Origin of the sequence: Streptomyces swartbergensis, from assembly GCF_002148965.1 — a bacterium.
Lineage (GTDB): Bacteria > Actinomycetota > Actinomycetes > Streptomycetales > Streptomycetaceae > Streptomyces > Streptomyces swartbergensis.
This window is the reverse complement of the sequence record NZ_NGFN01000099.1, coordinates 1-23,386: the sequence shown is the minus strand read 5'-3', so window position 1 is coordinate 23,386 and position 23,386 is coordinate 1. Positions and strand designations below refer to the sequence as shown.

Sequence of the window (23,386 nt, the reverse complement as noted above, 5' to 3'; positions counted from 1 at the left end):
CTCGCCGCGCCGTGCCTGTCTCCCCAACCAATAACAACGCACGAGGGTTCCCGACCGATCAGGTGCAACGGCTCACACCCGTACAAGCGTCCCCCTGGGTGAATGGCGGCGTTTCCCGGCGCCGGGAGCGACCGTACGTCACACTCCTCGCGTCACCGCACGGTAGCCTCGCCATCAACGTGACCCGCCCGGTCACAGCCGTTCCGCCCGTTTTCAAGTTGTCCCGCTCTGCCCGGAGGTTCCGGTGACGACACGTGGAGTTCTGTACGTGCACTCGGCGCCGCGCGCGCTGTGCCCGCACGTCGAGTGGGCCGTCGCCGGGGTGCTCGGTACGCGCGTCAGCCTGGACTGGATCCGTCAGCCCGCCTCCCCGGGCACCTGGCGCTCGGAGTTCTCCTGGCAGGGCCAGGTGGGCACGGCGTCGAAGCTGGCGTCGGCGCTGCGCGGCTGGCACCTGCTGCGCTTCGAGGTCACCGCGGAACCCTGCCCCACCGCCGAGGGCGAGCGCTACAGCTGCACTCCCGACCTGGGCATCTTCCACGCCGTCACCGGCATCCACGGCGACATCCTCATCCCCGAGGACCGCCTGCGCGCGGCCCTGCAACGCAGCCAGCGCGGCGAAACGGACCTGGAGGCCGAGCTCAACAAACTCCTGGGCAAGCCCTGGGACGACGAGCTGGAACCCTTCCGCTACGCGGGCGAGGGCGCCCCGGTCCGCTGGCTCCACCAGGTGGTGTAGGGCTTTTAGGGGCGCGGGAACTGCGCGACCAGCCCCCACCGGCCGGCACCTGGCACACAAACGCGAAACAAAACGGCGAGTGGCCCGAACTCACGAAGAGTCCGGGCCACTCACCGTGAAGGCGAGATCAAACCGTCCGGAACGCCAGCACCACGTTGTGCCCACCGAATCCGAACGAGTCGTTCAGCGCCGCGATACGGCCTTCCACAGGCAGTTTCCGAGCCTCACCCCGGACGACATCGGCATTCGCCTCGGCCTCCGGGTCGAGGTTCTCCACGTTGATCGTGGGCGGAGCCACCCGGTGGTACAGCGCGAGCACCGTCGCCACCGTCTCGACACCACCCGCACCACCCAGCAGATGCCCGGTCATCGACTTCGTCGCGGACACCGCGAAGTGGTCGGTGTCGTCACCGAACACCTTCCGCAGCGCCTTCAGCTCGGCGATGTCACCGGCCGGCGTCGACGTCGCGTGCGCGTTGACGTGCACGATCTCCGCCGGGTCCAGGTCGGTCCGCTCCAGCAGGTTCTGCAGGGCGTGCGAGATGCCCCGCCCCTCCGGCTCCGGCTGCACGATGTCGTGGCTGTCGGCGGAGATGCCCTGCCCGACGGCCTCGGCGTACACCCGGGCACCGCGCTTGGCGGCGTGCTCGGCGGACTCCAGGACGACGACACCGGCGCCCTCGCCGAGGACGAAGCCGTCACGGGCCACGTCGTAGGGACGCGACGCGCCCTGCGGGTCGTCGTTGTTCTTGGACATCGCCATCATGTTGCCGAACGCGGCGATGGGCAGCGGATGGATCGCCGCCTCCGTACCACCCGCGACGACGACGTCGGCACGGCCGGTGCGGATCATCTCGATGGCGTAGCCGATGGCCTCGGCGCCGGAGGCGCAGGCGGAGACCGGCGTGTGCACGCCCGCCCGGGCACCCACGGCCAACCCCACGTTGGCCGACGGGCTGTTGGGCATCAGCATGGGCACGGTGTGCGGGGAGACGCGGCGGACGCCCTTCTCCTTGAGCACGTCGTACTGGTCGAGCAGCGTCGTCACGCCGCCGATGCCGGAGGCGATGACAGCGCCGAGCCGGTCCGGGTCGACGGCCGGGTCCTCGCCGGCCTTCGCCTCGAAACCGGCGTCCGCCCATGCCTCCTTGGCCGCGATCAGCGCGAACTGCGCCGAGCGGTCGAGTCGGCGGGCCTGCGGCCGGGGGATGACCTCGGTCGGCTCCACGGCGACGGGGGCGGCGATCCGGACCGCCTGCTCGGCGGCCCATTCCTGCTCCAGGGGCTTGACACCGGAACGTCCGGCGACGAGGCCCTCCCAGGTAGAGGCTACGTCGCCACCCAGCGGTGTGGTTGCGCCGATACCGGTGACGACCACGGTGCGATTGGTCGAGCTCACGGGAATTCTTTCTCCAACGGATCCGAGGATTAAGCGGCGCCACCGCCGGGTGGCGGGGCAGTCAGCCCAACGGCCTGATCGGTCGATCAGCCCTGGTGCTTGAGGATGTAGTCGGTCGCGTCGCCGACGGTCTTGAGGTTCTTGACGTCCTCGTCCGGGATCTTGACGTCGAAGCGCTCTTCGGCGGCGACGACGACCTCGACCATGGACAGCGAGTCGACGTCCAGGTCGTCGGTGAAGGACTTGTCCAGCTGGACGTCCTCAACCGGGATGCCGGCGATCTCGTTCACGATCTCGGCGAGACCGGCGACGATCTCTTCCTGAGTGGCGGCCATGTCGGCGCTCCTTCGTAGATGTTCCAGAGGGTGTGGCAGGTGGTTCTCCGATGCCGAACCGCATGATCCGGCACGGAGTGCCTAGGGGAGGGTAACGACAGTCGCGGCGTAGACGAGACCCGCCCCGAAGCCGATGACGAGCGCGGTGTCGCCGCTCTTCGCCTCGCCGGTCGCCAGGAGCCGCTCCATCGCGAGCGGGATCGAGGCGGCCGAGGTGTTGCCGGTGGTGCGGATGTCACGGGCGACCGTGACGTGCTCCGGCAGTTTCAGCGTCTTCACCATCGAGTCGATGATCCGCACGTTGGCCTGGTGCGGGATGAAGACATCCAGGTCGTCCACGGTGATCCCGGCCGCGTCCAGCGCCTGCTGGGCGACCTTCGCCATCTCGAACACGGCCCAGCGGAACACCGCCTGGCCTTCCTGGGTGATCGCGGGGAACTTCTCGACCGTTCCGTCCCGGTAGTCCGTCCACGGCACGGTCTGCTTGATGGTCTCGGACTTGTCGCCCTCCGAGCCCCACACGGTCGGGCCGATCTCGGGCTCCTGGGACGGGCCGACCACGACCGCGCCGGCACCGTCGCCGAACAGGAAGGCCGTCGCCCGGTCCTCCAGGTCGGTCAGGTCGCTCAGCCGCTCGACGCCGATCACCAGGACGTACTCCGCCGAGCCCTCGACGATCATGCCCTTGGCGAGCGTGAGGCCGTAGCCGAAGCCCGCGCAGCCCGCCGAGATGTCGAAGGCGGCGGCCTTGTCGGTGCCCAGCTTGTCGGCGATCTCGGTGGCGACGGCCGGGGTCTGCTTGAAGTGCGAGACGGTGGAGACGATCACGCCGCCGATCCGCTCGACGGAGATGCCCGCGTCCGCGATGGCCTTGCCGGAGGCCTCCAGCGACATCGCGGCGACGGTCTCCTCGTCCGAGGCCCAGTGCCGCGTCTCGATGCCGGAGCGCGAGCGGATCCACTCGTCGGACGACTCGATCGTCTCCAGGATCACCTCGTTCGGCACGACCCGCGTCGGACGGTAGCCGCCGACGCCGAGGATGCGCGCGTACGGGGCGCCCTTGCTGGGCTTGATCTTCGCCATGCTCTCGGGCTCCTTCTCAGGCACTCTGCTCGGCGATGAGCTCGCGAGCCGCGTCGAGGTCGGCGGGGGACTTCAGGGCCAGCGTCTTCACACCGGGCAGGGCACGCTTGGCCAGCCCGGTGAGGGTCCCGCCGGGGCACACCTCGATCAGGGCCGTGACACCGAGCTCCTTGAAGGTCTCCATGCACAGGTCCCAGCGGACCGGGTTGGCGACCTGGCCGACCAGACGATCCAGCACCTCCGTGCCGGCGGCGACCGCCTGCCCGTCCTTGTTGGAGACGTACGTGACCTTCGGGTCGCCGGGCGTCAGGGCCTCGGCGGCCTTCGCCAGCGTGTCGACCGCGGGGGCCATGTGGTGGGTGTGGAACGCGCCGGCCACCTTCAGCGCGATGACCTTGCGCACGCCCTCGGGCTTGTCCGCCTCCAGCGCGGCGAGCTGCTCCTTGGTGCCGGCCGCGACGATCTGGCCCGCGCCGTTGATGTTGGCGGGGGTCAGGCCCAGCTTCGTCAGATGAGGAACCGTCACTTCGGGGTCGCCGCCGAGGAGGGCGGCCATGCCGGTCTCGGTGACGGCGGCGGCCTCGGCCATGGCGAGTCCACGGGTGCGGACGAGGCGGAGGGCCTCCTCGTGGGGGAGCACCCCGGCGAGCGAGGCCGCGGTGATCTCGCCGACGCTGTGCCCGGCGATGGCACCGACCTTCTGCGGCAGCTCCGCCGGGTCGTCGAACAGCATGTACGCGGACGCCAGTCCGGCCGCGACCAGCAGCGGCTGGGCCACCGCGGTGTCGCGGATCTCCTCCGCGTCGGCCTCGGTGCCGTAACGGATCAGGTCGAGTCCCGCGGCGTCCGACCAGGCCTCGAGGGCACCGCGGACACCGGGGAAGTCGAGCCATGCAGTCAGGAAGCCGGGCGTCTGGGCGCCCTGGCCGGGAGCGACGAGTACGAGCACTCTCACACTCTCTCTTGAGGACGGGCACGGCCGCCCGTGGGGACAGGGACGAAGAACACGAGGGGGTTTTGTCGAGCCCCGACAAAACTTTAGGGCTGGAGATCTCCATCGACCAGACGCCCCAGGATCAGCGCGATCCGCAGTGTGAACGCAGAGCGTACCTCGGAGGGTGACCAGCCGGTGACGTCAGTCACACGTCGAAGCCGGTAGCGGACGGTGTTGGGATGGACGAACAGCATCCGGGCGGCGCCCTCCAGACTGCTCGCCTGTTCGAGATAGACGCTGAGGGTCTCCAGGAGCGCGGCCCCGGCCTCCTCCAGCGGTCTGTAGATCTCCTCCACCAGTTGCTCACGGGCCGAAGGGTCACCGGCCATCGCCCGCTCCGGCAGCAGGTCGTCCGCCAGCACCGGGCGCGGGGCGTCCTGCCAGGCGGAACACGCCTTGAGGCCTGCCGCCGCGGCCTGCGCGGACCGGGTCGCGGCCAGCAGGTCCGGCACCACCGGGCCCGCCACGACCGGGCCGGCCGCGAACGGGCCGATGAGCGACTTGGCGACGGCCAGCGGGTTGTCACTGCCGCCCGCGATCACGACCAGACGGTCACCGAGCACCCCGGTCAGCACCTGGAGCTTGGCGTGCCGGGCCGCGCGCCGTATGGCCTCGACGGTCAGCTCGCTGTCGCCGTCGGGCGCCGTGCCGAGCACCACGCACACGTGCTCGGGCGAGTTCCACCCGAGGGCGGCGGCCCGCGACACGGCACCTTCGTCGGCCTCGCCGCTGAGCACGGCGTTCACCACCAGGGACTCGAGGCGGGCGTCCCAGGCACCGCGGGCCTCGGCGGCCTGCGCGTACACCTGGGCGGTCGCGAAGGCGATCTCCCGGGCGTACACGAGCAGGGCCTCGCGCAGCACGTTCTCGTCGCCCGGGGCCGCGACCTCGTCGATCGCGCTCTCCATGACCTCGATGGTGGTGCGCACCATCTCCACGGTCTGGCGCAGCGTGATCGCCCGGGTCAGCTCGCGGGGCGCGGTTCCGAACACGTCGGTGGAGATGGCCTGCGGGGCGTCCGGACGCCGGAACCACTCGGTGAAGGCGGCGATGCCCGCCTGTGCGACCAGACCGATCCAGGAACGGTTCTCCGGCGGCATGGCCCGGTACCAGGGCAGCGTCTCGTCCATCCGCGCGATGGCCTGCGCGGCGAGCGATCCGGACGACTTCTCCAGCCGCTTCAGCGTGGCGGAATGCGGATGGACGGCGTGTGCTGCGGCTTCGTTCTTGCTGGTTTCGGGTTCGGGCACGGGACAAGACTGCCTTATCCGGACGGGAGGATGCGTCGCCGGGTCTACGGTGGACTCCGTGATGGACGTACGGCGCGCTGACGAGCGCTACCAAGGTGGCGACCCGGCGGCCGGAATCGAGAGCCGGCACGCCTTCTCCTTCGGCCCCCATTACGACCCGGACAACCTCCGTTTCGGCGCGGTGATCGCCTGCAACGAGGAGCACCTGGCGCCCGGCGCCGGCTTCGACGAGCATCCGCACAGCCACACCGAGATCGTGACGTGGGTGGTCGAGGGCGAGCTGACGCACCGGGACTCCACCGGTCACGAGTCGGTGGTGCGCCCTGGAGACGTGCAGCGGCTCAGCTCGGCGGGCGGGGTGCGCCACGTGGAGCGCAACGACGGCCCCGGCCCCCTCACCTTCGTCCAGATGTGGCTGGCCCCGCTGCGGCCCGGCGGCGACCCGTACTACGAGGTCGTCCACGGCATCGCCGACTCGACGCCCTACGCCGTCCCGGAGGCCGGGGCGATGCTGCACGTACGGCGCCTGGGGGCGGGGGAGCGGACGGCGGTACCGGACGCGGCGTACGCGTACGTGCACGTCGTGCGCGGTGAGGTACGCCTGGACGGCGAGACGCTGGGCACCGGCGACGCGGCCCGGATCACCGACGCCAAGGGCCTGGAAGCCGAGGGCGCGACGGAGGCGGAGCTGCTGGTCTGGGAGATGACCTGATCGGGAGACGTCCTAGAGGTCGGCCAGCACCGCGTCCGTGAACGCCGGCCACGCCTCGATCGCCCACGGCCCGAACGCCCGGTCCGTCAGCGCGACGCACGCGGCCCGCGCGTCGGGGTCGATCCACAGGAACGTCCCGGACTGCCCGAAGTGACCGAATGTGCGCGGCGAGGACGAAGAGCCCGTCCAGTGCGGCGACTTGGAGTCGCGGATCTCGAAGCCGAGCCCCCAGTCGTTGGGGTTCTGGTGCCCGTACCCCGGCAGGACGCCCTTGGTGCCCGGGTAGTGCACGGTCATCGCCTCGGCGACCGTACGGGGGTCCAGCAGGCGCGGGGCCTGCACCTCGGCCGCGAACCGCAGCAGGTCCTCGACCGTGGACCCGCCGTCCTTGGCCGGAGAGCCGTCGAGGGTCGTCGAGGCCATCCCCAACGGCTCCAGCACGGCCTGCCGCAGGTACTCCCCGAACGGGATGTCGGTCGCCTTCGCGACATGGTCGCCCAGCTGCTCGAAGCCGGCGTTCGAGTACAGCCGCCGTTCCCCGGGCGGGGCCGTGACCTTGTGCTCGTCGAAGGCGAGGCCCGAGGTGTGCGCGAGCAGGTGCCGGACCGTCGACCCGGCCGGACCGGCGGGCTCGTCGAGTTCGATGGCCCCCTCCTCGTACGCGACGAGCACCGCGTAGGCGGCGAGCGGCTTGGTCACCGACGCGAGCGGGAACCGCTGTCCGGCCGGTCCGTGGGTGCCGAGGACGGTGCCGTCCGCCCGGACGACACCCGCCGCGGCGGTGGGAACCGGCCAGTTCTCGATCAACGCGAGGCTCTTCAGCGACATGCCTTCGAGCCTATGCGCTCAGAGCGTCAGCTCCAGCAAGGGGTCGGGCTTGGGCCGGAAACCGAGGGATACGTACAGCGGCTGGGCCTCCGGCGAGGCGGTGAGCTGCACGCGCCGGGCGCCGCGCTCGCGGAACCACTCCAGCAGGGTGGTCATGCACGCGCGCGCGTAACCACGGCGCCGGGCGGACGGGTCGGTGGCGACACTGAAGACGAAGCCCACCATGCCCCGCGGGTCACCCGACTTGCCGATGCGGTAGTCGATCGTCCCGGCCACCAGCGACGCCAGTGTCCCCGGCCGCTCGGGGTGGTCCACCACGAACGCCGCGAAGTCCCCGTCCGACTCGCCCAGTTTGGCCTTCAGTGTGGGAAGCGACTCCCCGTGCCAGGCGGTGGCGGGGTCGCCGAACAGCGAGCCGATCATGATCTGGCGCAGGCGCAGGACTTCCTCGGCGTCCTCGGGCAGGGCGCGGCGTACGGCACTCATGACGCCCTACGCTAACCAGCCCGATCAAGAAGTGTCCTGCCGATTTCTTACCGTCGGCGCTTGCTTGGAGTGCACTCCAAGGTTCTAGCGTTGGGGGCATGACGGTGATGGAGACCACGGGTACCAGGACCGACACCTGCGCCGGCCCGCCGCAGCAGGACCGGCGTCCGGACGGCCAGGACCGCTACACGATCAGCGAGGTCGTCGCCCTGACGGGCCTGACGGCGCACACCCTGCGCTGGTACGAGCGCATCGGCCTGATGCCGCACATCGACCGGTCCCACACCGGCCAGCGCCGCTACACCAACCGCGACCTCGACTGGCTCGACCTCGTGGGCAAGCTCCGCCTGACGGGCATGCCGGTCGCCGACATGGTGCGGTACGCGGAACTCGTGCGTGAGGGCGACCACACCTACGTCGAGCGCTTCGAGCTGCTGAAGACGACCCGCGAGGACGTGCTGGCCAGGATCGACGAACTCCGGGGCACGCTCGCCGTGCTCGACCGGAAGATCAGTTTCTACGCGGACGCCGGGCGTGCCCTGGCGTCGGAGAGGTCCCGATGACGGACGGCAGGATCACGACGGCGAAGCTCGGCGACCACGGCCCCGAGGTGGGTGTCCAGGGCCTCGGCTGCATGGGCATGAGCTTCGCCTACGGCCCCGTGGACGCGGACGCGTCCCGGGCCACCCTCGAACGGGCGCTCGAACTGGGCGTCACCTTCTACGACACGGCCGACGCGTACGGCGCCGGCGAGAACGAGCGGTTCCTCGCTCCGTTCTTCAAGGCTCACCGCGACGAGGTCGTCATCGCGACCAAGTTCGCCCTGTCGATCCCCCCGGACGACCCGACGCGACGCGTCATCCGCAACGACCCGCCCTACATCCGCCAGGCCGTGGAGGCGAGCCTGAAGCGCCTCGACGTCGACGTCATCGACCTCTACTACATGCACCGGCGCGATGTGAACGTGCCGATCGAGGAGAGCGTCGGCACCATGGCCGACCTGGTCCGCGAGGGCAAGGTCAAGCACCTGGGCCTGAGCGAGGTCACGGCGGACGAACTCCGCGCCGCCCACGCGGTGCACCCGATCGCGGCCGTGCAGTCGGAATGGTCGCTGTTCAGCCGTGACATCGAGCCGAAGGTCGTCCCCGCGGCCCGCGACCTGGGCGTGGCTCTCGTCCCCTACTCCCCGCTCGGCCGCGGCTTCCTCACGGGCTCCTTCGCCAAGGCCGAGGACCTGACCCCCGACGACTTCCGCCGCCAGCAGCCCCGCTTCACGGGCGAGAACGCCACGGCCAACGCGCCCCTGCTGGAACTCATCCGCTCGGTGGCCAAGGCCCACGACGCGTCCCTCGGCCAGATCGCCCTGGCCTGGGTCCAGCAGCAGGCGACGGTCCACGGCCTCCCGGTCATCCCGATCCCGGGCACCCGCAAGCCGTCCCGGGTGGAGGAGAACACAGCGGCGACCAGGATCGTCCTGACGGACGAGCAGCTGGACCTGCTGGACGGCATAGCGGCCCAGGTGGCGGGCAACCGCTACGCGGACATGACCTTCACTTCGGCCGGACGGGAGTAGAGGTTCCCAGGGGCGCGGGGAACTGCGCGATCAGCCACGCACGAACCCGCGCCCGCCCACGGCGAGATCCAGGCAGACGCTAAAGCTCCGCCAACAACTCCGCCTTCTTGACCGAAAACTCCTCATCGGTCACCAACCCGGCCTGATGCAACTCCCCAAGGTGCCGAATCCGCTCGGCGATATCCGCGGGATCACGCCGCGGCCCAGCCGCGGACACAGCCGCCACCGGACTCGACGTCCGCACCGCCGCCAACACCGCCGCAGCGAACGGCAGTGACTCATGCACAGGCCCGTACCCCAGCCCGAACACCACCGCAGCGGGATCCTGGTCAGCCTGCGCGGCTTCCCCGGCCCCGTCGCGCCGCAACAACCGCAGATGCCCCTCGAAGACCTCGGGCGAGCGCCACTCCACCCCGTTCAGCTCCCCGACGGAGAAGCTCTGGTCCCCGGCCTTCCACTTCGCCGACGACGCCCCCGTCCAGAACCACCGGAAGTTCACGGTCCGCCCGTCGAACGAGGCCTTTCCGTCGTACGCCTTGAACGACAACGGCCCCTTGGGCGGCTCCACGAGGAACCGCTCGGTCGGCCCGGACTCCGTCAGCAGCCCTTGCAGTTCCTCGGCGTAGTACTCCGCGAGGACCTCCCGCTCGGCGGGCAGCACCAGCCGGTAGGGATCGCCGCTGTCCTTGAGCTGCCCGGCGGCCGCCTCCATCAACGGGTCCGCACCGGGCCGCGGTTCGACGCGGAGCACCACCGTGCCGCGCTTCCCGCGCGTCAGGGTCACTCCGGCGATCGCCTCCAGGGGAACACGACGTTCCCCGAGTGCCTGGAAGAGCTTGGGTGTTCGAATTCCCCGCTCGTAACGGATGAGCACGGAGTCGGACTCGAACTCCCAGGCGGCATGCAATCCGGCCAGTACGTCACCCATGCGGCTCATCGTATGCGGCACGCGCTTCTCCGTCCCCCTCCCGAGCAGACCGCAGTTTCTTCGCCTCTACGCGCGTCAGGCCGCCGCCGTGCCGGACAAACCGGTCCGGCAGACGCCGTCTTTGTGCGCGCAGTGCACCGAGCGGTATGCGCCGACGCCGATCTCTGCGAAATTCATCAGACTTGCCGTGCCCGGCTCGAAGTAGCCGGCGTGACCCTTCGCACCCTGCGCCGACAGCACCCGCGCACCGAACCCGGTGGACACCGGGTCGGCCCCGTGGCCCAGCCCGCCGACCTCCAGGTACGGCACGTCCTGGATCCAGTCGTCGGCGTCCCGCATCGCCCACACCCGGGCGGTGGTGTGCAGCTGGGCGGCCTTCTCGACGCGCATGCCGGGGCTGCCGGCCACCGCGATGTCGGACACCCGGCCCGGCAGCGAGTGCGCGGCGACCCCGCACACCACGGAGCCGTAGCTGTGGCAGAACAGCGAGACCGGCGAGCTGCCCGGCAGTGCCCGCACCAGCGCGTTCAGCCGTACGGCCCCCTCTTCGGCGCGCATCGCCGTGGCCGAGTCGATGCCGAGTCCGCTGGGTGCCGTGTAGTCGGCCCAGGCGATCACGGCCGTACGGGTCGAGGGGCTCGCCGCCCGCTCGGCCGCGTACAGGGACTCGGCCATGCCGACGGGCGCCGTGTACTTGCGGCGGGTGCGCTGGAAGGTGAGCAGGTCCGTGTCCACGCCGGGCACGACGACCGAGACCCGGTCCGCCTCGCGCAGGTCGCCGAAGACCTCCGCCACCCGCCCCGAACCCTCGGGGTCGAAGGCGAGGATGTGGCGGTCCTTCTCCATGAGGTCTTCCAAGCGGTGCATCCGGCGGCCCGCCTCTTGCTTCCCGGACGGGGTGAGACGGCTGTCGTGCATGCGTTCCCGCTCGACCTCGCGTGCCTGGCCGAGCGCGATGCGATTGGCGCGGTAGCGCAGTTCGACCGGGGCGCCGTTCATGTTGCCGACCGCGAGCGGGTACGTGCGGACCAGGCTCGCGCGGTCCCGCTCGGTGAGCGAGGCGAAGAAACGGGCCAGCTTCGTCGGCTGGGACTGCGGGTCCGGCAGCCGGTGACCGCCGATGCCGCCGTCCTCCCAGGCGGAGAGCGAGGCCTGGAGCGGCGTGTCGCCCCGCTGGTTGCGCAGGGCGGTCCAGCCGGTGGTCGCCAGCATCACGAACACGACGGCCAGAGCGAGCAGTGCGCGCCAGACGTTCAGCTGCGGGGTGGAGTCGAAGGAAGTCACTGAAAGGACACACTAGGAGAACGAGAGGGTCTCGCGTTACCCAAGTGACCGGGATCACGTTTCGGTGAATATGCTAAGGGGACTGTCCCGTACGCCAGTTCCCGGCCAGGGCGGGACCCACCTGATCGAGGTAGGTGGCGGTCAGTTGGCGCATTCCCTCAAGGCTCAGATCGTCCCCCGCGGACCACAGTCGCTCGGTGACGCGAATCACCCCGCCGAAGAGGGCCACGACGATTCTGGGCCGCGGATCCGCGTCCACGTCGAGCCCCTCGCGCTCGGCGATGATGCGCGCGAGTTCCTCCTCCAGTTCCGCCGCCCGCCGCAGATGGGCGGCGAGCAGCGCGGGCGTCGACTCGATCACCCGGTAGACGCGCATGTGGAGCTCGACCGGCACGATCTCCTCGATCGTCTCGCTGATCGTGTCCCAGCTCTCCAGGACGGCCCGGCGCAGCGCCTCCAGCGGGGCCTCGCCCGGCGGGCGGGCCCGTACGGCCTCGACGACCTGCGTCTCGGCGAGCCGCGGCACGTAGAACGCCGCCTCCTCCTTGCCGGCGAAGTAGCGGAAGAAGGTGCGCTGCGAGACGTCGACGGCGGCGGCGATGTCGTCGACGGTCGTCTCCTCGTACCCGCGCGTGGCGAACAGTTCCATGGCTGCCCGCAGCAGCGCGTCCCGGGTGCGCTGCTTCTTGCGTTCGCGCAGGTTCAAGAGGTGCCTTTCTCTGAAGGGTTCGCCCAGTTCAGGCTATAGGGGAGTGTCGTGTCAGTTACCGACTTGTGAATTGGTTTGTCAATTGTCAGTGGCTGTCATTAGCCTCGACGCATGACTAGTCAGACCACCATCGACACGACGGGGTCGGGGGGCAACGCACCGGCGACGCCGTCGGGTGCGACGCCGGGCAAGGGGCTGCGAGGGCACCCCTGGCTCACCCTCATCACCGTCGCTGTGGGGGTCATGATGGTGGCCCTCGACGGCACCATCGTGGCGATAGCGAACCCCGCCATTCAGAAGGACCTCGGCGCCACCTTCGCCCAGGTCCAGTGGATCACCAACGGATACTTCCTCGCCCTCGCGGTCTCCCTGATCACCGCGGGCAAGCTCGGCGACCGCTTCGGTCACCGGCAGACCTTCCTCATCGGCGTCATCGGCTTCGCCGCCGCCTCGGGGGCCATCGGTCTGTCCGACAGCATCGCGCTGGTCGTCACCTTCCGCGTCCTGCAGGGTCTCTTCGGCGCGCTGCTCATGCCGGCCGCGCTCGGCCTGCTGCGGGCCACCTTCCCGGCCGAGAAGCTCAACATGGCGATCGGCATCTGGGGCATGGTCATCGGCGCGTCCACCGCGGGCGGCCCGATCCTCGGCGGCGTGCTCGTCGAGCACGTCAACTGGCAGTCGGTGTTCTTCATCAACGTGCCGGTCGGTGTCCTCGCCGTCGTCCTCGGCGTCTGGATCCTCCTCGACCACCGCGCCGAGAACGCCCCGCGCTCCTTCGACATCCTGGGCATCGCCCTGCTGTCCGCCGCGATGTTCTGCCTCGTCTGGGCCCTGATCAAGGCCCCGGAGTGGGGCTGGGGCGACGGCAGGACATGGGCGTTCATCATCGCGTCGGTCGTGGGCTTCGCGCTGTTCGCCTTCTGGGAGACGAAGGTCAAGGAGCCGCTGATCCCGCTGGCGCTGTTCCGTTCCGTCCCGCTGTCCGCGGGTGTCGTGCTGATGATCCTGATGGCCATCGCCTTCATGGGCGGGCTGTTCTTCGTGACGTTCTACCTCCAGAACGTGCACGGCATGAGCCCGATCGACGCCGGTCTGCACCTGCTCCCGCTCACCGGCATGATGATCGTCGGCTCGCCGCTCGCCGGCGCGATGATCACCAAGGTCGGCCCGCGGATCCCGCTCGCGGGCGGCATGGCGCTCACCGCGATCGCCATGTACGGGATGTCCACGCTGGAGACGGACACCGGCAGCGCCATCATGTCGGTCTGGTTCGCCCTGCTCGGTCTCGGCCTCGCGCCGGTCATGGTCGGTGCGACCGAGGTCATCGTCGGCAACGCCCCGATGGAGCTGTCGGGCGTGGCCGGTGGTCTCCAGCAGGCCGCCATGCAGATCGGCGGCAGCCTCGGCACGGCCGTGCTGGGCGCCGTGATGGCCTCCAAGGTCGACAGCGACCTCGCGGGCAACTGGACGAAGGCGGGGCTGCCCCCGCTGACGCCGGAGCAGGAGCACCAGGCGTCCGAGGCCGTCCAGGTCGGTGTCCCGCCGGTGGCGCCGGGGACACCGGACGCGATCGCCGCGAAGATCACCGGCGTCGCGCACGACACGTTCATCTCCGGCATGAGCGCGGCGTCCCTCGTCGCCGCCGGGGTCGCCGTGGTGGCGGTGCTGGTGGCGTTCCTCACCAAGCGCGGTGAGAACGCGGGCGCCGGCGCGGGCGCGACGCACATCTGACGGTCTGTTTTTTCCGGGTGTTCGCCTATCAGGGTGAACAAGACCGCCGACCACTCCCCTCCGGCGAGCATCGCAGGTCACAGTGGGTCAAGTCCTCCGCAGGACATGGAGGGCGGACGCTGCGGCGCGCTGCTGGAGGGGGGCAGCGCGCAAGCAGCGGGATTGAGGCCCGTTGTGGGGGTACTCGCCATGTCGTACCCGAACGGAACCCCAACCGATCGAGGGTTTACGGGAGTTGATGATGGCGAGCTTCGGACACGGTACGCGCAGGCACCCCCGCTCACGTGGCCGGACGTGGTCACGGACCGGGCCGGATCGCGCGACGCTCGGAATCATCGGTGTCATCTGCGCGGTTGCCGGATTCTTCGTGCTGGGGATCATCCTCGGCCCCGTGGCGATCGTCTGCGGCTGGCTCGCCATGGGCCGCACCTGGTCGGGCTCCCGCCCGGCCACGGCCGTGGTCGCCCTGGTACTGGGCGTCATCGACACGCTCCTGGCCATCATCTGGCTGTCCGGAGCGACAACCCTGGGCAACGGCATGCTGTTCTGACCCGGGGAAGTGAGGGAAGGGCCCCTGGCCACAGGCCGGGGGCCCACCCATGTCGTGAGCTGCGGGCAGTCGTGCCGTCGGGGCGATGGAGGTCCCCCCTGCTCGAGCGAAGCCGAGAGCTTGGGGGAGGGCGGGCGCAGCGGCACCCCGCTCCGCCGGGTCGCGCAACGCCCCCGAGCTCAGCCCGCACAGGACAGTGCTATTCAGCCGGCGTCCCCTTCAGCGCCGCCAACTCCCCCCGCAACGCCCGGACCTCCTCCGCCAACTCCCGTATCGCCTCCGTCTGCCGCCGCTCCTCCACATCGTCCTTCTCGAACCGCGCGATGAACCACGCCGCGATGTTCGCCGTCACCACACCCAGCAGAGCGATCCCGGACAGCATCAGCCCGACCGCGAGCATCCGCCCCAACCCGGTGGTCGGCGAGTGATCCCCGTACCCCACGGTCGTCATCGTCGTGAACGACCACCACACCGCGTCACCCAGCGTCCGGATGTTCCCGTCCGGCGAGTCCCGTTCCACCGACAGCACCGCCAGCGACCCGAACATCAGCAGCCCGACCACCGCACCGCCGACATACGTCGTCAGCCTTATCTGCGAGGCCATCCGAGCCCGCTGCCCGACCAGCAGCAGCGTCGACACCAGCCGCAGCAACCGCATCGGCTGAAGCATCGGCAGCAACACCGCGCCCAGGTCGAGCCAGTGCGTCCGTACGAACACCCTCCGCTGCTCGGCGAGCGCGAGCCGTACGACGTAGTCGAGTGCGAACGCGCCCCACACCACCCACTCGACGGCCGTGCACACCTCCACCACGTCCCGGCTCGCGTCGGGCCGGACGATCGGAACGGCGTAGGCGACGGCGAACGCCAGGGCCAGGCCGAAGAGGGGCCGCTGTGTGTGTTGTTCCCAACGGAGTTGGGCCGACTGCTGCTGCATGGCCGAATCGTAGAAAAGGTGAAGGGGTGGTGTGCCCACGGTGCGCCCGTGAGACTCACCACCCCTTGACAGGGCCTGACGTCTACGCGTCGCCGCCCGCGGCCCCCGGGTCGGCCGCCGACACGTCGAGCAGCTGGTATCGGTCGATGGCCTGCTTGAGCACCGACCGGTCGACCTTGCCCTCACGGGCCAGCTCGGTCAGCACCGCCACCACGATCGACTGCGCGTCGATGTGGAAGAAGCGGCGGGCCGCACCCCGCGTGTCGGCGAAGCCGAAGCCGTCCGCGCCGAGCGACTGGTACGTCTGCGGCACCCAGCGCGCGATCTGGTCCGGAACCGATCGCATCCAGTCGGACACGGCCACGACCGGACCCTGCGCGTCGGCCAGCTTCCGCGTCACGTACGGCACCCGCTGCTCCTCCTCCGGGTGCAGCAGGTTGTGCTCCTCACAGGCCACGGCCTCGCGCCGCAGCTCGTTCCAGGAGGTCGCCGACCAGACGTCGGCCTTGACGTTCCAGTCCTCCGCGAGGATCTTCTGCGCCTCGACCGCCCACGGCACCGCGACACCCGACGCCATGATCTGCGCCGGGATCGAGCCGGCCGTGCCCTCGCTGAAGCGGTGGACGCCCTTGAGGATGCCCTCGACGTCCACGTTCTCGGGCTCGGCCGGGTGCTGGATCGGCTCGTTGTAGACGGTCAGGTAGTAGAAGACGTCCTCGCCGTGCGGGTGCTCCTCGGAGCCGCCGTACATCCGGCGCAGGCCGTCCTTGACGATGTGCGCGATCTCGAAGCCGAACGCCGGGTCGTACGCCACGCAGCCCGGGTTCGTCGACGCCAGCAGCTGCGAGTGGCCGTCCGCGTGCTGGAGGCCCTCACCGGTCAGGGTCGTACGGCCGGCGGTCGCCCCCAGGACGAAGCCGCGCGCCAGCTGGTCGGCCATCTGCCAGAACTGGTCACCGGTGCGCTGGAAGCCGAACATCGAGTAGAAGACGTAGACCGGGATCAGCGGCTCGCCGTGGGTCGCGTAGGCCGAGCCGGCGGCGATCAGGGACGCCGTGCAGCCCGCCTCCGAGATGCCGTCGTGCAGCATCTGGCCGTTCGGGGCCTCCTTGTAGGCGAGCAGCAGGTCACGGTCGACCGACTCGTACTGCTGGCCGAGCGGGTTGTAGATCTTCGCACTCGGGAAGAACGAGTCCATGCCGAACGTGCGGTACTCGTCCGGCGCGATCAGCACGAACCGCTTGCCGATCTCCTTGTCCCGCATGAGGTCCTTGAGGAGGCGGACGAACGCCATCGTCGTCGCGATGGACTGCTGACCGGAGCCCTTCTTCACGGTCGCGTACGTCTTGTCCTCGGGCAGCGGCAGCGGCTTGGACCGTACGACGCGCGTGGGGACGTAACCGCCGAGCGACCTGCGGCGGTCGTGCATGTACTGGATCTCCTCCGACTCCGGACCCGGGTGGTAGTACGGCGGGACGCCGGACTCCAGCTCCTTGTCCGAGATCGGCAGGTGCAGGCGGTCGCGGAAGCGCTTCAGGTCGTCGACCGTCAGCTTCTTCATCTGGTGCGTGGCGTTGCGGCCCTCGAAGTTCGGGCCCAGCGTCCAGCCCTTGATCGTCTTGGCGAGGATCACCGTCGGCTGGCCCTTGTGCTCCACGGCCGCCTTGTACGCCGCGAAGATCTTCCGGTGGTCGTGACCGCCGCGCCCCAGGTGCAGGATCTGGTCGTCGGTCATGTTCTCGACCATCGCGCGCAGGCGGTGGTCGTCCCCGAAGAAGTGGTCGCGGATGTACGCGCCGGTCTCCGTGGCGTACGTCTGGAACTGCCCGTCCGGCGTGGTGTTCATCTTGTTGACCAGCACGCCGTCGCGGTCCTGGGCGAGCAGCGGGTCCCAGGTGCGGTCCCAGACCAGCTTGATCACGTTCCAGCCGGCGCCGCGGAAGATCGACTCCAGCTCCTGGATGATCTTGCCGTTGCCGCGCACCGGGCCGTCGAGGCGCTGGAGGTTGCAGTTGACCACGAACGTGAGGTTGTCCAGCCCCTCGCGGGCGGCGATGGACAGCTGGCCCAGCGACTCCGGCTCGTCCATCTCTCCGTCGCCGAGGAACGCCCAGACGTGCGACTTCGAGGTGTCGGCGATCCCGCGCGCCTCCATGTAGCGGTTCATGCGCGCCTGGTAGATCGCGCCGATCGGGCCGAGGCCCATCGACACCGTCGGGAACTCCCAGAAGTCCGGCATCGACCGCGGGTGCGGGTACGACGACAGCGCGTACGGCGCCTTCGACTTCTCCTGGCGGAAGCCGTCCAGGTGCCGCTCGCTGAGCCGGTCCAGCAGGAACGCGCGGGCGTAGATGCCCGGCGAGGCGTGGCCCTGGAAGAAGACCTGGTCGCCGCCGTCGCCCTCGTCCTTGCCGCGGAAGAAGTGGTTGAAGCCGACGTCGTAGAGGGAGGCGGAGGACGCGAACGTGGCGATGTGGCCGCCGACGCCGATGCCGGGGCGCTGGGCGCGCGAGACCATCACCGCCGCGTTCCAGCGGGTCGCGTTGAGGATCTTGCGCTCGATCTCCTCGTTGCCCGGGAAGAACGGCTCGCTCTTGGTGGGGATGGTGTTGACGTAGTCCGTGCTGCGCATCTCCGGCACGGCCACGCGCTTCTCGCGGGCCCGCTCGATCAGCCGCAGCATCAGGTAGCGGGCGCGCTCGCGGCCGCGCTCGTCGACGGCGGCGTCGAGGGAATCGAGCCACTCCTGCGTCTCTTCGGGATCGAAGTCAGGAACCTGACTCGGAAGGCCGCCAATGATGATCGGGTTGCGATCGGATGCGGAAGCCACGCTGTTCCTTACCTGTCAGAGGGCCTGCGAGGGCCGCTGTTTCGCTGGGGTCGCCGGTCGTTGTCGCTCTGGCCGCGCCGCTCCCCATGGTCCACCTCGGGGCCGTAAACGTCATCTCTACCCAGTGGTAACCCGGGCGTGGGACCGGCTCCGTGACGTATGGGGCGAATACCTTCGAGTCTCGTACCCATAGACGATTCCCAAACGCCCAAACAGGGCAGAAAGGTGTGGTGTGCGTCACCTTGGTCCATGATGGTGTGCCTGGGGTTGCGGCGACACCGCCAGGATCGTCACCGTTTCGGCGGTCTGAACGGCCGGGTACTTGCGCGATCCGTCCCGCCCGTGTGGACTACGGCCAATGCTTCGCGCACGCGCGTGGCTGAGATTCCCCCAAGCTCAGAGGAGCAGGGGGCACCCCCATCCCAAAGACATGATCAGGAGGCACCCCGTGAGCGCGACCGCGGACCACGCGGAGGAGCGGACGAACCCTGCCGCCAGGCTGGGGTTCCAGCCCGGGCAGGTGGTCCAGGAGATCGGCTACGACGACGACGTGGACCAGGAACTCCGCGAGGCCATTGAGGGCATCGTCGAGGGCGACCTGGTGGACGAGGACTACGACGACGTGGCCGACGCCGTTGTGCTGTGGTTCCGTGACGACGACGGCGACCTGACGGATGCGCTGGTCGATGCCACCACGTACATCGAAGAGGGCGGCGCGATCCTGCTCCTCACGCCGAAGACGGGCCGTTCGGGCTACGTCGAGCCGAGCGACATCTCGGAAGCCGCCACCACGGCGGGCCTGACGGCGTCGAAGAGCGTCAGCGTCGGCAAGGACTGGAGCGGCAGCCGGCTGGCGACACCCAAAGCCGCCAAGTCGAAGCGTTAGCCGTACGGCGCGTCCACGCGTCGTTCGTACGGAAGGGGCGGGCCGGCATCGTCGGCCCGCCCACCGGTCTGCGCCGGTCCCTGCGTAGGGTGGGTCCGATTCGAGAAGCCCCCTGAAGGGACACCCACACGATGGCGATCCAGGTCGGCGAGAAGGCCCCCGACTTCGAGCTCAAGGACAACCACGGCGCGAGCGTGCAGCTGTCCGACTTCCGCGGTCGGAAGAACGTGGTGCTGCTCTTCTACCCCTTCGCCTTCACCGGCGTGTGCACGGGTGAGCTGTGCGAGCTGCGGGACAACCTGCCGCAGTTCTCCGACCGCGACACCCAGCTGCTCGCCGTCTCCAACGACTCCATCCACACGCTGCGCGTCTTCGCCGAGCAGGAGGGCCTGGAGTACCCGCTGCTGTCGGACTTCTGGCCGCACGGCAACGTCTCGCGCGCCTACGGCGTCTTCGACGAGGACAAGGGCTGCGCCGTGCGCGGCACCTTCGTCATCGACAAGGAGGGCGTCGTGCGCTGGACCGTCGTCAACGGCCTGCCGGACGCGCGCGACCTGAACGACTACGTGAAGGCGCTCGACACCCTGTGACGCCGGTCGGGCGTCAAGCGCTCGACACCCGCTGATTTGTCGGCTCCAGGGCCTGCGTGGGGCGGGAACCCGTCACTAGGATCGATTCGTTGATCCGACATCCGAGCACAACGGGGCATCCCGCCCCTGAACACCTATGGAGGACTCGTGGGAGTCAGCCTCAGCAAGGGCGGCAACGTATCGCTGACCAAGGAGGCCCCGGGCCTGACCGCGGTCATCGTGGGTCTGGGGTGGGACATCCGCACCACGACCGGCACCGACTTCGACCTGGACGCCAGCGCGCTGCTGCTGAACTCGTCCGGCAAGGTCGCCAGTGACGCGCACTTCATCTTCTTCAACAACCTCAAGAGCCCCGACGGCTCCGTCGAGCACACCGGCGACAACCTCACCGGTGAGGGCGAGGGCGACGACGAGCAGATCAAGATCGACCTCGCCGGCGTCCCGGCCGACGTCGAGAAGATCGTCTTCCCGGTCTCCATCTACGACGCCGAGACCCGCCAGCAGTCCTTCGGCCAGGTGCGCAACGCGTTCATCCGCGTCGTGAACCAGGCCGGCGGCGCGGAGATCGCCCGCTACGACCTGAGCGAGGACGCCTCCACCGAGACCGCCATGGTCTTCGGTGAGCTCTACCGGCACGGCGCGGAGTGGAAGTTCCGCGCCATCGGCCAGGGCTACGCCTCGGGCCTGCGCGGCATCGCGCAGGACTTCGGCGTGAACGTCTGAGCCACTCGAAGGTCCCTCTGTCCGGCGCCGCACGGTTTACGTGCGGCGCCGGACGTGCAGGACCCACCTGAGAAACACACCCGGGGAGGGAACCATGGGCGTCACGCTCGCCAAGGGAGGCAACGTCTCCCTGTCCAAGGCCGCACCGAACCTCACTCAGGTCGTGATCGGGCTCGGCTGGGACGCACGCTCGACCACCGGAGCCCCGTTCGACCTCGACGCCAGCGCGCTGATGTGCAGCGGCGGGCGAGTGCTCGGAGACGAGTGGTTCGTGTTCTACAACCAGCTCAAGAGCCCGGACGGTTCCGTGGAGCACACCGGTGACAACCTCACCGGCGAGGGCGACGGCGACGACGAGTCGCTCCTGATCGACCTCTCCAAGGTGCCGCCCCACTGCGACAAGATCGTCTTTCCCGTCTCCATCCACATGGCCGACGAACGCGGCCAGACCTTCGGCCAGGTCAGCAATGCCTTCATCCGCGTGGTGAACCAGGCGGACGGCCAGGAACTCGCCCGCTACGACCTCAGCGAGGACGCCTCCACGGAGACGGCGATGATCTTCGGCGAGGTCTATCGCTACCAGAGCGAGTGGAAGTTCAGGGCCGTCGGGCAGGGGTACGCGTCGGGGCTGCGGGGCATCGCACTGGACTTCGGGGTCAACGTCTCGTAACGCGATATGAGCAAAACCCGGGGCCCGGCGGGGTGCGAAGGGGGCCCGACTAGACTTCAGCTTCAAAAGTTCGTAAAGCCGGGTACGGCGCGGGGGAGCCCCGTACACACACGATTGGGTAGCCAGTGCTTCTGAAAACCTTCGGGTGGTCGTTCGCGGTCACCGCGCTCGGCCTGGTCGCAGCGGTTCTCTACGGAGGGTGGGCCGCCTTCGGGCTCGTAGCGATCCTCTCCGTCCTCGAGATCTCGCTGTCCTTCGACAACGCGGTGGTCAACGCCGGAATCCTGAAGAAGATGAGTGCCTTCTGGCAGAAAATCTTCCTCACGGTCGGCATTCTGATCGCCGTTTTCGGCATGCGGCTGGTCTTCCCCGTCGTGATCGTCGCCCTCAGCGCACAGCTCGGGCCGATCGAGGCCGTCGACCTCGCGCTCACCGACAAGGACCGTTACCAGGAGCTCGTCACCGACGCCCATCCGGCGATCGCCGCGTTCGGTGGCATGTTCCTGCTGATGATCTTCCTTGACTTCATCTTCGAGGACCGGGACATCAAGTGGCTCGGCTGGCTGGAGCGCCCGCTGGCCAAGCTCGGCAAGGTCGACATGCTGTCGGTCTGCATCGCGCTGATCATCCTGCTGATCTCGGCCATCACCTTCGCGACCCACGCCCACCAGCACGGCGGCGCGCACGTCGACAAGGCGGAGACGGTGCTGCTCGCCGGTATCGGCGGCCTGATCACCTACATGATCGTCGGCGGTCTCTCCGGCTACTTCGAGGACAAGCTCGAAGAGGAGGAGGAACGCGAACACGAGCAGGAGGAAGAGGCGGTCCGCGCCGGCAAACCGCGCTCCGCGGTCGTCGTGGCAGGCAAGGCCGCGTTCTTCATGTTCCTCTACCTGGAGGTCCTGGACGCGTCCTTCTCCTTCGACGGCGTGATCGGCGCCTTCGCCATCACCAACGACATCGTCCTGATGGCCCTCGGCCTCGGCATCGGCGCCATGTACGTCCGGTCGCTCACGGTCTACCTGGTCCGCGAGGGCACCCTCGACGACTACGTCTACCTGGAGCACGGCGCGCACTACGCGATCGGCGCGCTCGCCATGATCCTGCTCGTCACCATCCGGTACGAGATCAACGAGTTCATCACCGGCTCGGTCGGCGTCATCCTGATCGCCTGGTCCTTCTGGTCCTCCGTCCGCCGCAACCGCGCCCTGGCAGCGGCAGAGGGAAAAGCGGTGGGCTCGGACGACAAGACTGAGGTGTCGTCCGGGGTGTGACACCCCTCCGGGTGAGGAACGCTCTGTGCGGGGCGGCCACCGAGGCGAGTCCTCGGCGGCCGCCCCGTCGGTCGTCAAGGGCCGTGGGTACGGCGAGGACCCGCGGTCTCCAAGTCAACGTGGGGGCGGAATGGGCCTGTTCGACGGACTCCGGCGTGGGCGCGATGTGCAGTTCGACTCGGGCCACGCGGCAACCAACGCGATCGAACTGACCAAGCGGCGCGCGCAGATATCACTCACCAAACAGGGCGCGGCCACCGGCCATCTCCGGGTCAACCTGAGCTGGCGGATGCGCACCTCCGACATCGGCGGCCCGCAGCGCGAGAGCCTGCTGCGGCACCCCTTCAGGGCCCTCAAACCGCCGGAGGTCATCGGCCACAGCCAGAGCGTGGTCAACGTCGACCTCGACCTGGGCTGCCTGTACGAACTCCAGGACGGCAGCAAGGGCGTCGTCCAGCCCCTCGGCGGCTACTTCGGCGACGTCAACGCCCCGCCGTACGTCAAGCTCAGCGGCGACGACCGCTTCGGCTCCGGGTCCGGCGAGACGATGTACATCAACCTCGACCACCGCGACAGCATCAAGCGGCTCCTGGTCTTCGTCTACATCTACGACGCGACACCCGCCTTCGACCGCGCCCACGCCATCGTCACCCTCTACCCGAGCAACGGCCCCCGCATCGAGATCCACCTCGACGAACGCCAGCCGCAGGCCCGCTCCTGCGCCGTCGTCATGATCGAAAAGGTCAAGGACGAGATCATCGTGCGCCGCGAGGCGAAGTTCGTCTACGGGTTCCAGGCCGAGCTGGACCGGCTGTACGGGTGGGGGCTCCAGTGGGGCCGGGGCTACAAGACGAAGGTCCAGCGCTGAGGGCCGGGCC

At 69.3% G+C, this 23,386-nt stretch carries 24 protein-coding genes; 12 read left to right on the top strand and 12 right to left on the bottom strand.

Features of this window, described 5'->3' with window-relative positions:
• Positions 1-244 precede the first annotated feature (244 nt).
• The gene (locus CA983_RS17660) at positions 245-739 is read left to right on the top strand and encodes a DUF3145 domain-containing protein (RefSeq protein WP_086601862.1); all 495 of its coding nucleotides are present in this window, start codon (positions 245-247) and stop codon (positions 737-739) included.
• Positions 740-866: 127 nt separating this feature from the next.
• On the opposite strand, the gene fabF is transcribed toward CA983_RS17660, so the two are convergent.
• The 5 genes from fabF to fasR all read right to left on the bottom strand — a co-directional run bounded on the left by fabF (position 867) and on the right by fasR (position 5,800).
• Positions 867-2,138: a beta-ketoacyl-ACP synthase II gene (gene fabF, locus CA983_RS17655; RefSeq protein ID WP_086601861.1), complete on the bottom strand. Its 1,272-nt coding sequence runs from the start codon at positions 2,136-2,138 to the stop codon at positions 867-869.
• 86 nt (positions 2,139-2,224) lie between these two features.
• Positions 2,225-2,473 carry an acyl carrier protein gene (locus CA983_RS17650; RefSeq protein ID WP_003989952.1) on the bottom strand — a complete coding sequence of 83 codons (249 nt, stop codon included), beginning with the start codon at positions 2,471-2,473 and terminating at the stop codon, positions 2,225-2,227.
• An 81-nt stretch (positions 2,474-2,554) separates the two neighbouring features.
• Entirely contained in the window at positions 2,555-3,556 is a 1,002-nt protein-coding gene (locus tag CA983_RS17645; RefSeq protein WP_086601860.1) for a ketoacyl-ACP synthase III, read from the bottom strand.
• Between the two features lie 16 nt (positions 3,557-3,572).
• The gene (locus CA983_RS17640; RefSeq protein WP_086601859.1) at positions 3,573-4,505 is read right to left on the bottom strand and encodes an ACP S-malonyltransferase; all 933 of its coding nucleotides are present in this window, start codon (positions 4,503-4,505) and stop codon (positions 3,573-3,575) included.
• An 89-nt stretch (positions 4,506-4,594) separates the two neighbouring features.
• A complete protein-coding gene (fasR, locus tag CA983_RS17635; RefSeq protein WP_086601858.1) occupies positions 4,595-5,800 on the bottom strand; it encodes a fatty acid biosynthesis transcriptional regulator FasR in 1,206 nt (401 codons plus the stop codon).
• A gap of 61 nt (positions 5,801-5,861) precedes the next feature.
• Here fasR and CA983_RS17630 point away from each other — a divergent pair, with 61 nt between their 5' ends.
• Positions 5,862-6,512, top strand: a complete 651-nt coding sequence (locus CA983_RS17630; RefSeq protein WP_086601874.1) for a pirin family protein — start codon at positions 5,862-5,864, stop codon at positions 6,510-6,512.
• A 12-nt stretch (positions 6,513-6,524) separates the two neighbouring features.
• Here CA983_RS17630 and CA983_RS17625 read toward each other — a convergent pair whose 3' ends face one another.
• Positions 6,525-7,340 carry a serine hydrolase domain-containing protein gene (locus CA983_RS17625; RefSeq protein ID WP_086601857.1) on the bottom strand — a complete coding sequence of 272 codons (816 nt, stop codon included), beginning with the start codon at positions 7,338-7,340 and terminating at the stop codon, positions 6,525-6,527.
• 18 nt (positions 7,341-7,358) lie between these two features.
• Positions 7,359-7,826 carry a GNAT family N-acetyltransferase gene (locus CA983_RS17620; RefSeq protein WP_086601856.1) on the bottom strand — a complete coding sequence of 156 codons (468 nt, stop codon included), beginning with the start codon at positions 7,824-7,826 and terminating at the stop codon, positions 7,359-7,361.
• A 98-nt stretch (positions 7,827-7,924) separates the two neighbouring features.
• On the opposite strand from CA983_RS17620, the gene CA983_RS17615 reads away from it, so the two are divergent.
• Together CA983_RS17615 and CA983_RS17610 are read left to right on the top strand one after the other, a co-directional pair.
• Positions 7,925-8,389, top strand: coding sequence for a MerR family transcriptional regulator (locus CA983_RS17615; protein WP_086601855.1), 465 nt, complete (start codon positions 7,925-7,927; stop codon positions 8,387-8,389).
• Positions 8,386-9,399: an aldo/keto reductase gene (locus CA983_RS17610; RefSeq protein WP_086601854.1), complete on the top strand. Its 1,014-nt coding sequence runs from the start codon at positions 8,386-8,388 to the stop codon at positions 9,397-9,399. Before CA983_RS17615 ends, CA983_RS17610 begins: the two co-directional genes overlap by 4 nt.
• 79 nt (positions 9,400-9,478) lie before the next feature.
• Here CA983_RS17610 and CA983_RS17605 read toward each other — a convergent pair whose 3' ends face one another.
• The 3 genes from CA983_RS17605 to CA983_RS17595 all read right to left on the bottom strand — a co-directional run bounded on the left by CA983_RS17605 (position 9,479) and on the right by CA983_RS17595 (position 12,260).
• Complete coding sequence (locus CA983_RS17605; protein WP_086601873.1) at positions 9,479-10,327, bottom strand: DUF4429 domain-containing protein; 849 nt, start codon at positions 10,325-10,327, stop codon at positions 9,479-9,481.
• Between the two features lie 75 nt (positions 10,328-10,402).
• Entirely contained in the window at positions 10,403-11,611 is a 1,209-nt protein-coding gene (locus CA983_RS17600) for an alpha/beta hydrolase family protein (protein ID WP_086601853.1), read from the bottom strand.
• A gap of 73 nt (positions 11,612-11,684) precedes the next feature.
• Positions 11,685-12,260, bottom strand: a complete 576-nt coding sequence (locus CA983_RS17595; protein ID WP_244206961.1) for a TetR family transcriptional regulator — start codon at positions 12,258-12,260, stop codon at positions 11,685-11,687.
• 171 nt (positions 12,261-12,431) lie between these two features.
• On the opposite strand from CA983_RS17595, the gene CA983_RS17590 reads away from it, so the two are divergent.
• The gene (locus CA983_RS17590) at positions 12,432-14,051 is read left to right on the top strand and encodes an MFS transporter (protein WP_086601851.1); all 1,620 of its coding nucleotides are present in this window, start codon (positions 12,432-12,434) and stop codon (positions 14,049-14,051) included.
• A 238-nt stretch (positions 14,052-14,289) separates the two neighbouring features.
• Entirely contained in the window at positions 14,290-14,601 is a 312-nt protein-coding gene (locus tag CA983_RS17585) for a small hydrophobic protein (RefSeq protein WP_086601850.1), read from the top strand.
• A gap of 199 nt (positions 14,602-14,800) precedes the next feature.
• On the opposite strand, the gene CA983_RS17580 is transcribed toward CA983_RS17585, so the two are convergent.
• Together CA983_RS17580 and aceE are read right to left on the bottom strand one after the other, a co-directional pair.
• The gene (locus CA983_RS17580; protein WP_086601849.1) at positions 14,801-15,535 is read right to left on the bottom strand and encodes a potassium channel family protein; all 735 of its coding nucleotides are present in this window, start codon (positions 15,533-15,535) and stop codon (positions 14,801-14,803) included.
• Positions 15,536-15,617: 82 nt separating this feature from the next.
• Entirely contained in the window at positions 15,618-18,365 is a 2,748-nt protein-coding gene (gene aceE / locus CA983_RS17575) for a pyruvate dehydrogenase (acetyl-transferring), homodimeric type (protein ID WP_086601848.1), read from the bottom strand.
• A 448-nt stretch (positions 18,366-18,813) separates the two neighbouring features.
• Here aceE and CA983_RS17570 point away from each other — a divergent pair, with 448 nt between their 5' ends.
• The 6 genes from CA983_RS17570 to CA983_RS17545 all read left to right on the top strand — a co-directional run bounded on the left by CA983_RS17570 (position 18,814) and on the right by CA983_RS17545 (position 23,376).
• Complete coding sequence (locus CA983_RS17570) at positions 18,814-19,251, top strand: DUF3052 domain-containing protein (protein WP_010048512.1); 438 nt, start codon at positions 18,814-18,816, stop codon at positions 19,249-19,251.
• 131 nt (positions 19,252-19,382) lie between these two features.
• Positions 19,383-19,841, top strand: a complete 459-nt coding sequence (locus tag CA983_RS17565; protein ID WP_086601847.1) for a peroxiredoxin — start codon at positions 19,383-19,385, stop codon at positions 19,839-19,841.
• 147 nt (positions 19,842-19,988) lie between these two features.
• Complete coding sequence (locus CA983_RS17560) at positions 19,989-20,564, top strand: calcium homeostasis/redox stress adaptation protein (RefSeq protein ID WP_059415365.1); 576 nt, start codon at positions 19,989-19,991, stop codon at positions 20,562-20,564.
• A 94-nt stretch (positions 20,565-20,658) separates the two neighbouring features.
• Positions 20,659-21,234 carry a TerD family protein gene (locus CA983_RS17555; protein WP_086601846.1) on the top strand — a complete coding sequence of 192 codons (576 nt, stop codon included), beginning with the start codon at positions 20,659-20,661 and terminating at the stop codon, positions 21,232-21,234.
• A gap of 125 nt (positions 21,235-21,359) precedes the next feature.
• Positions 21,360-22,508: a DUF475 domain-containing protein gene (locus tag CA983_RS17550; protein WP_086601845.1), complete on the top strand. Its 1,149-nt coding sequence runs from the start codon at positions 21,360-21,362 to the stop codon at positions 22,506-22,508.
• Positions 22,509-22,638: 130 nt separating this feature from the next.
• Positions 22,639-23,376, top strand: coding sequence for a TerD family protein (locus tag CA983_RS17545; RefSeq protein WP_086601844.1), 738 nt, complete (start codon positions 22,639-22,641; stop codon positions 23,374-23,376).
• Positions 23,377-23,386: the final 10 nt, after the last annotated feature.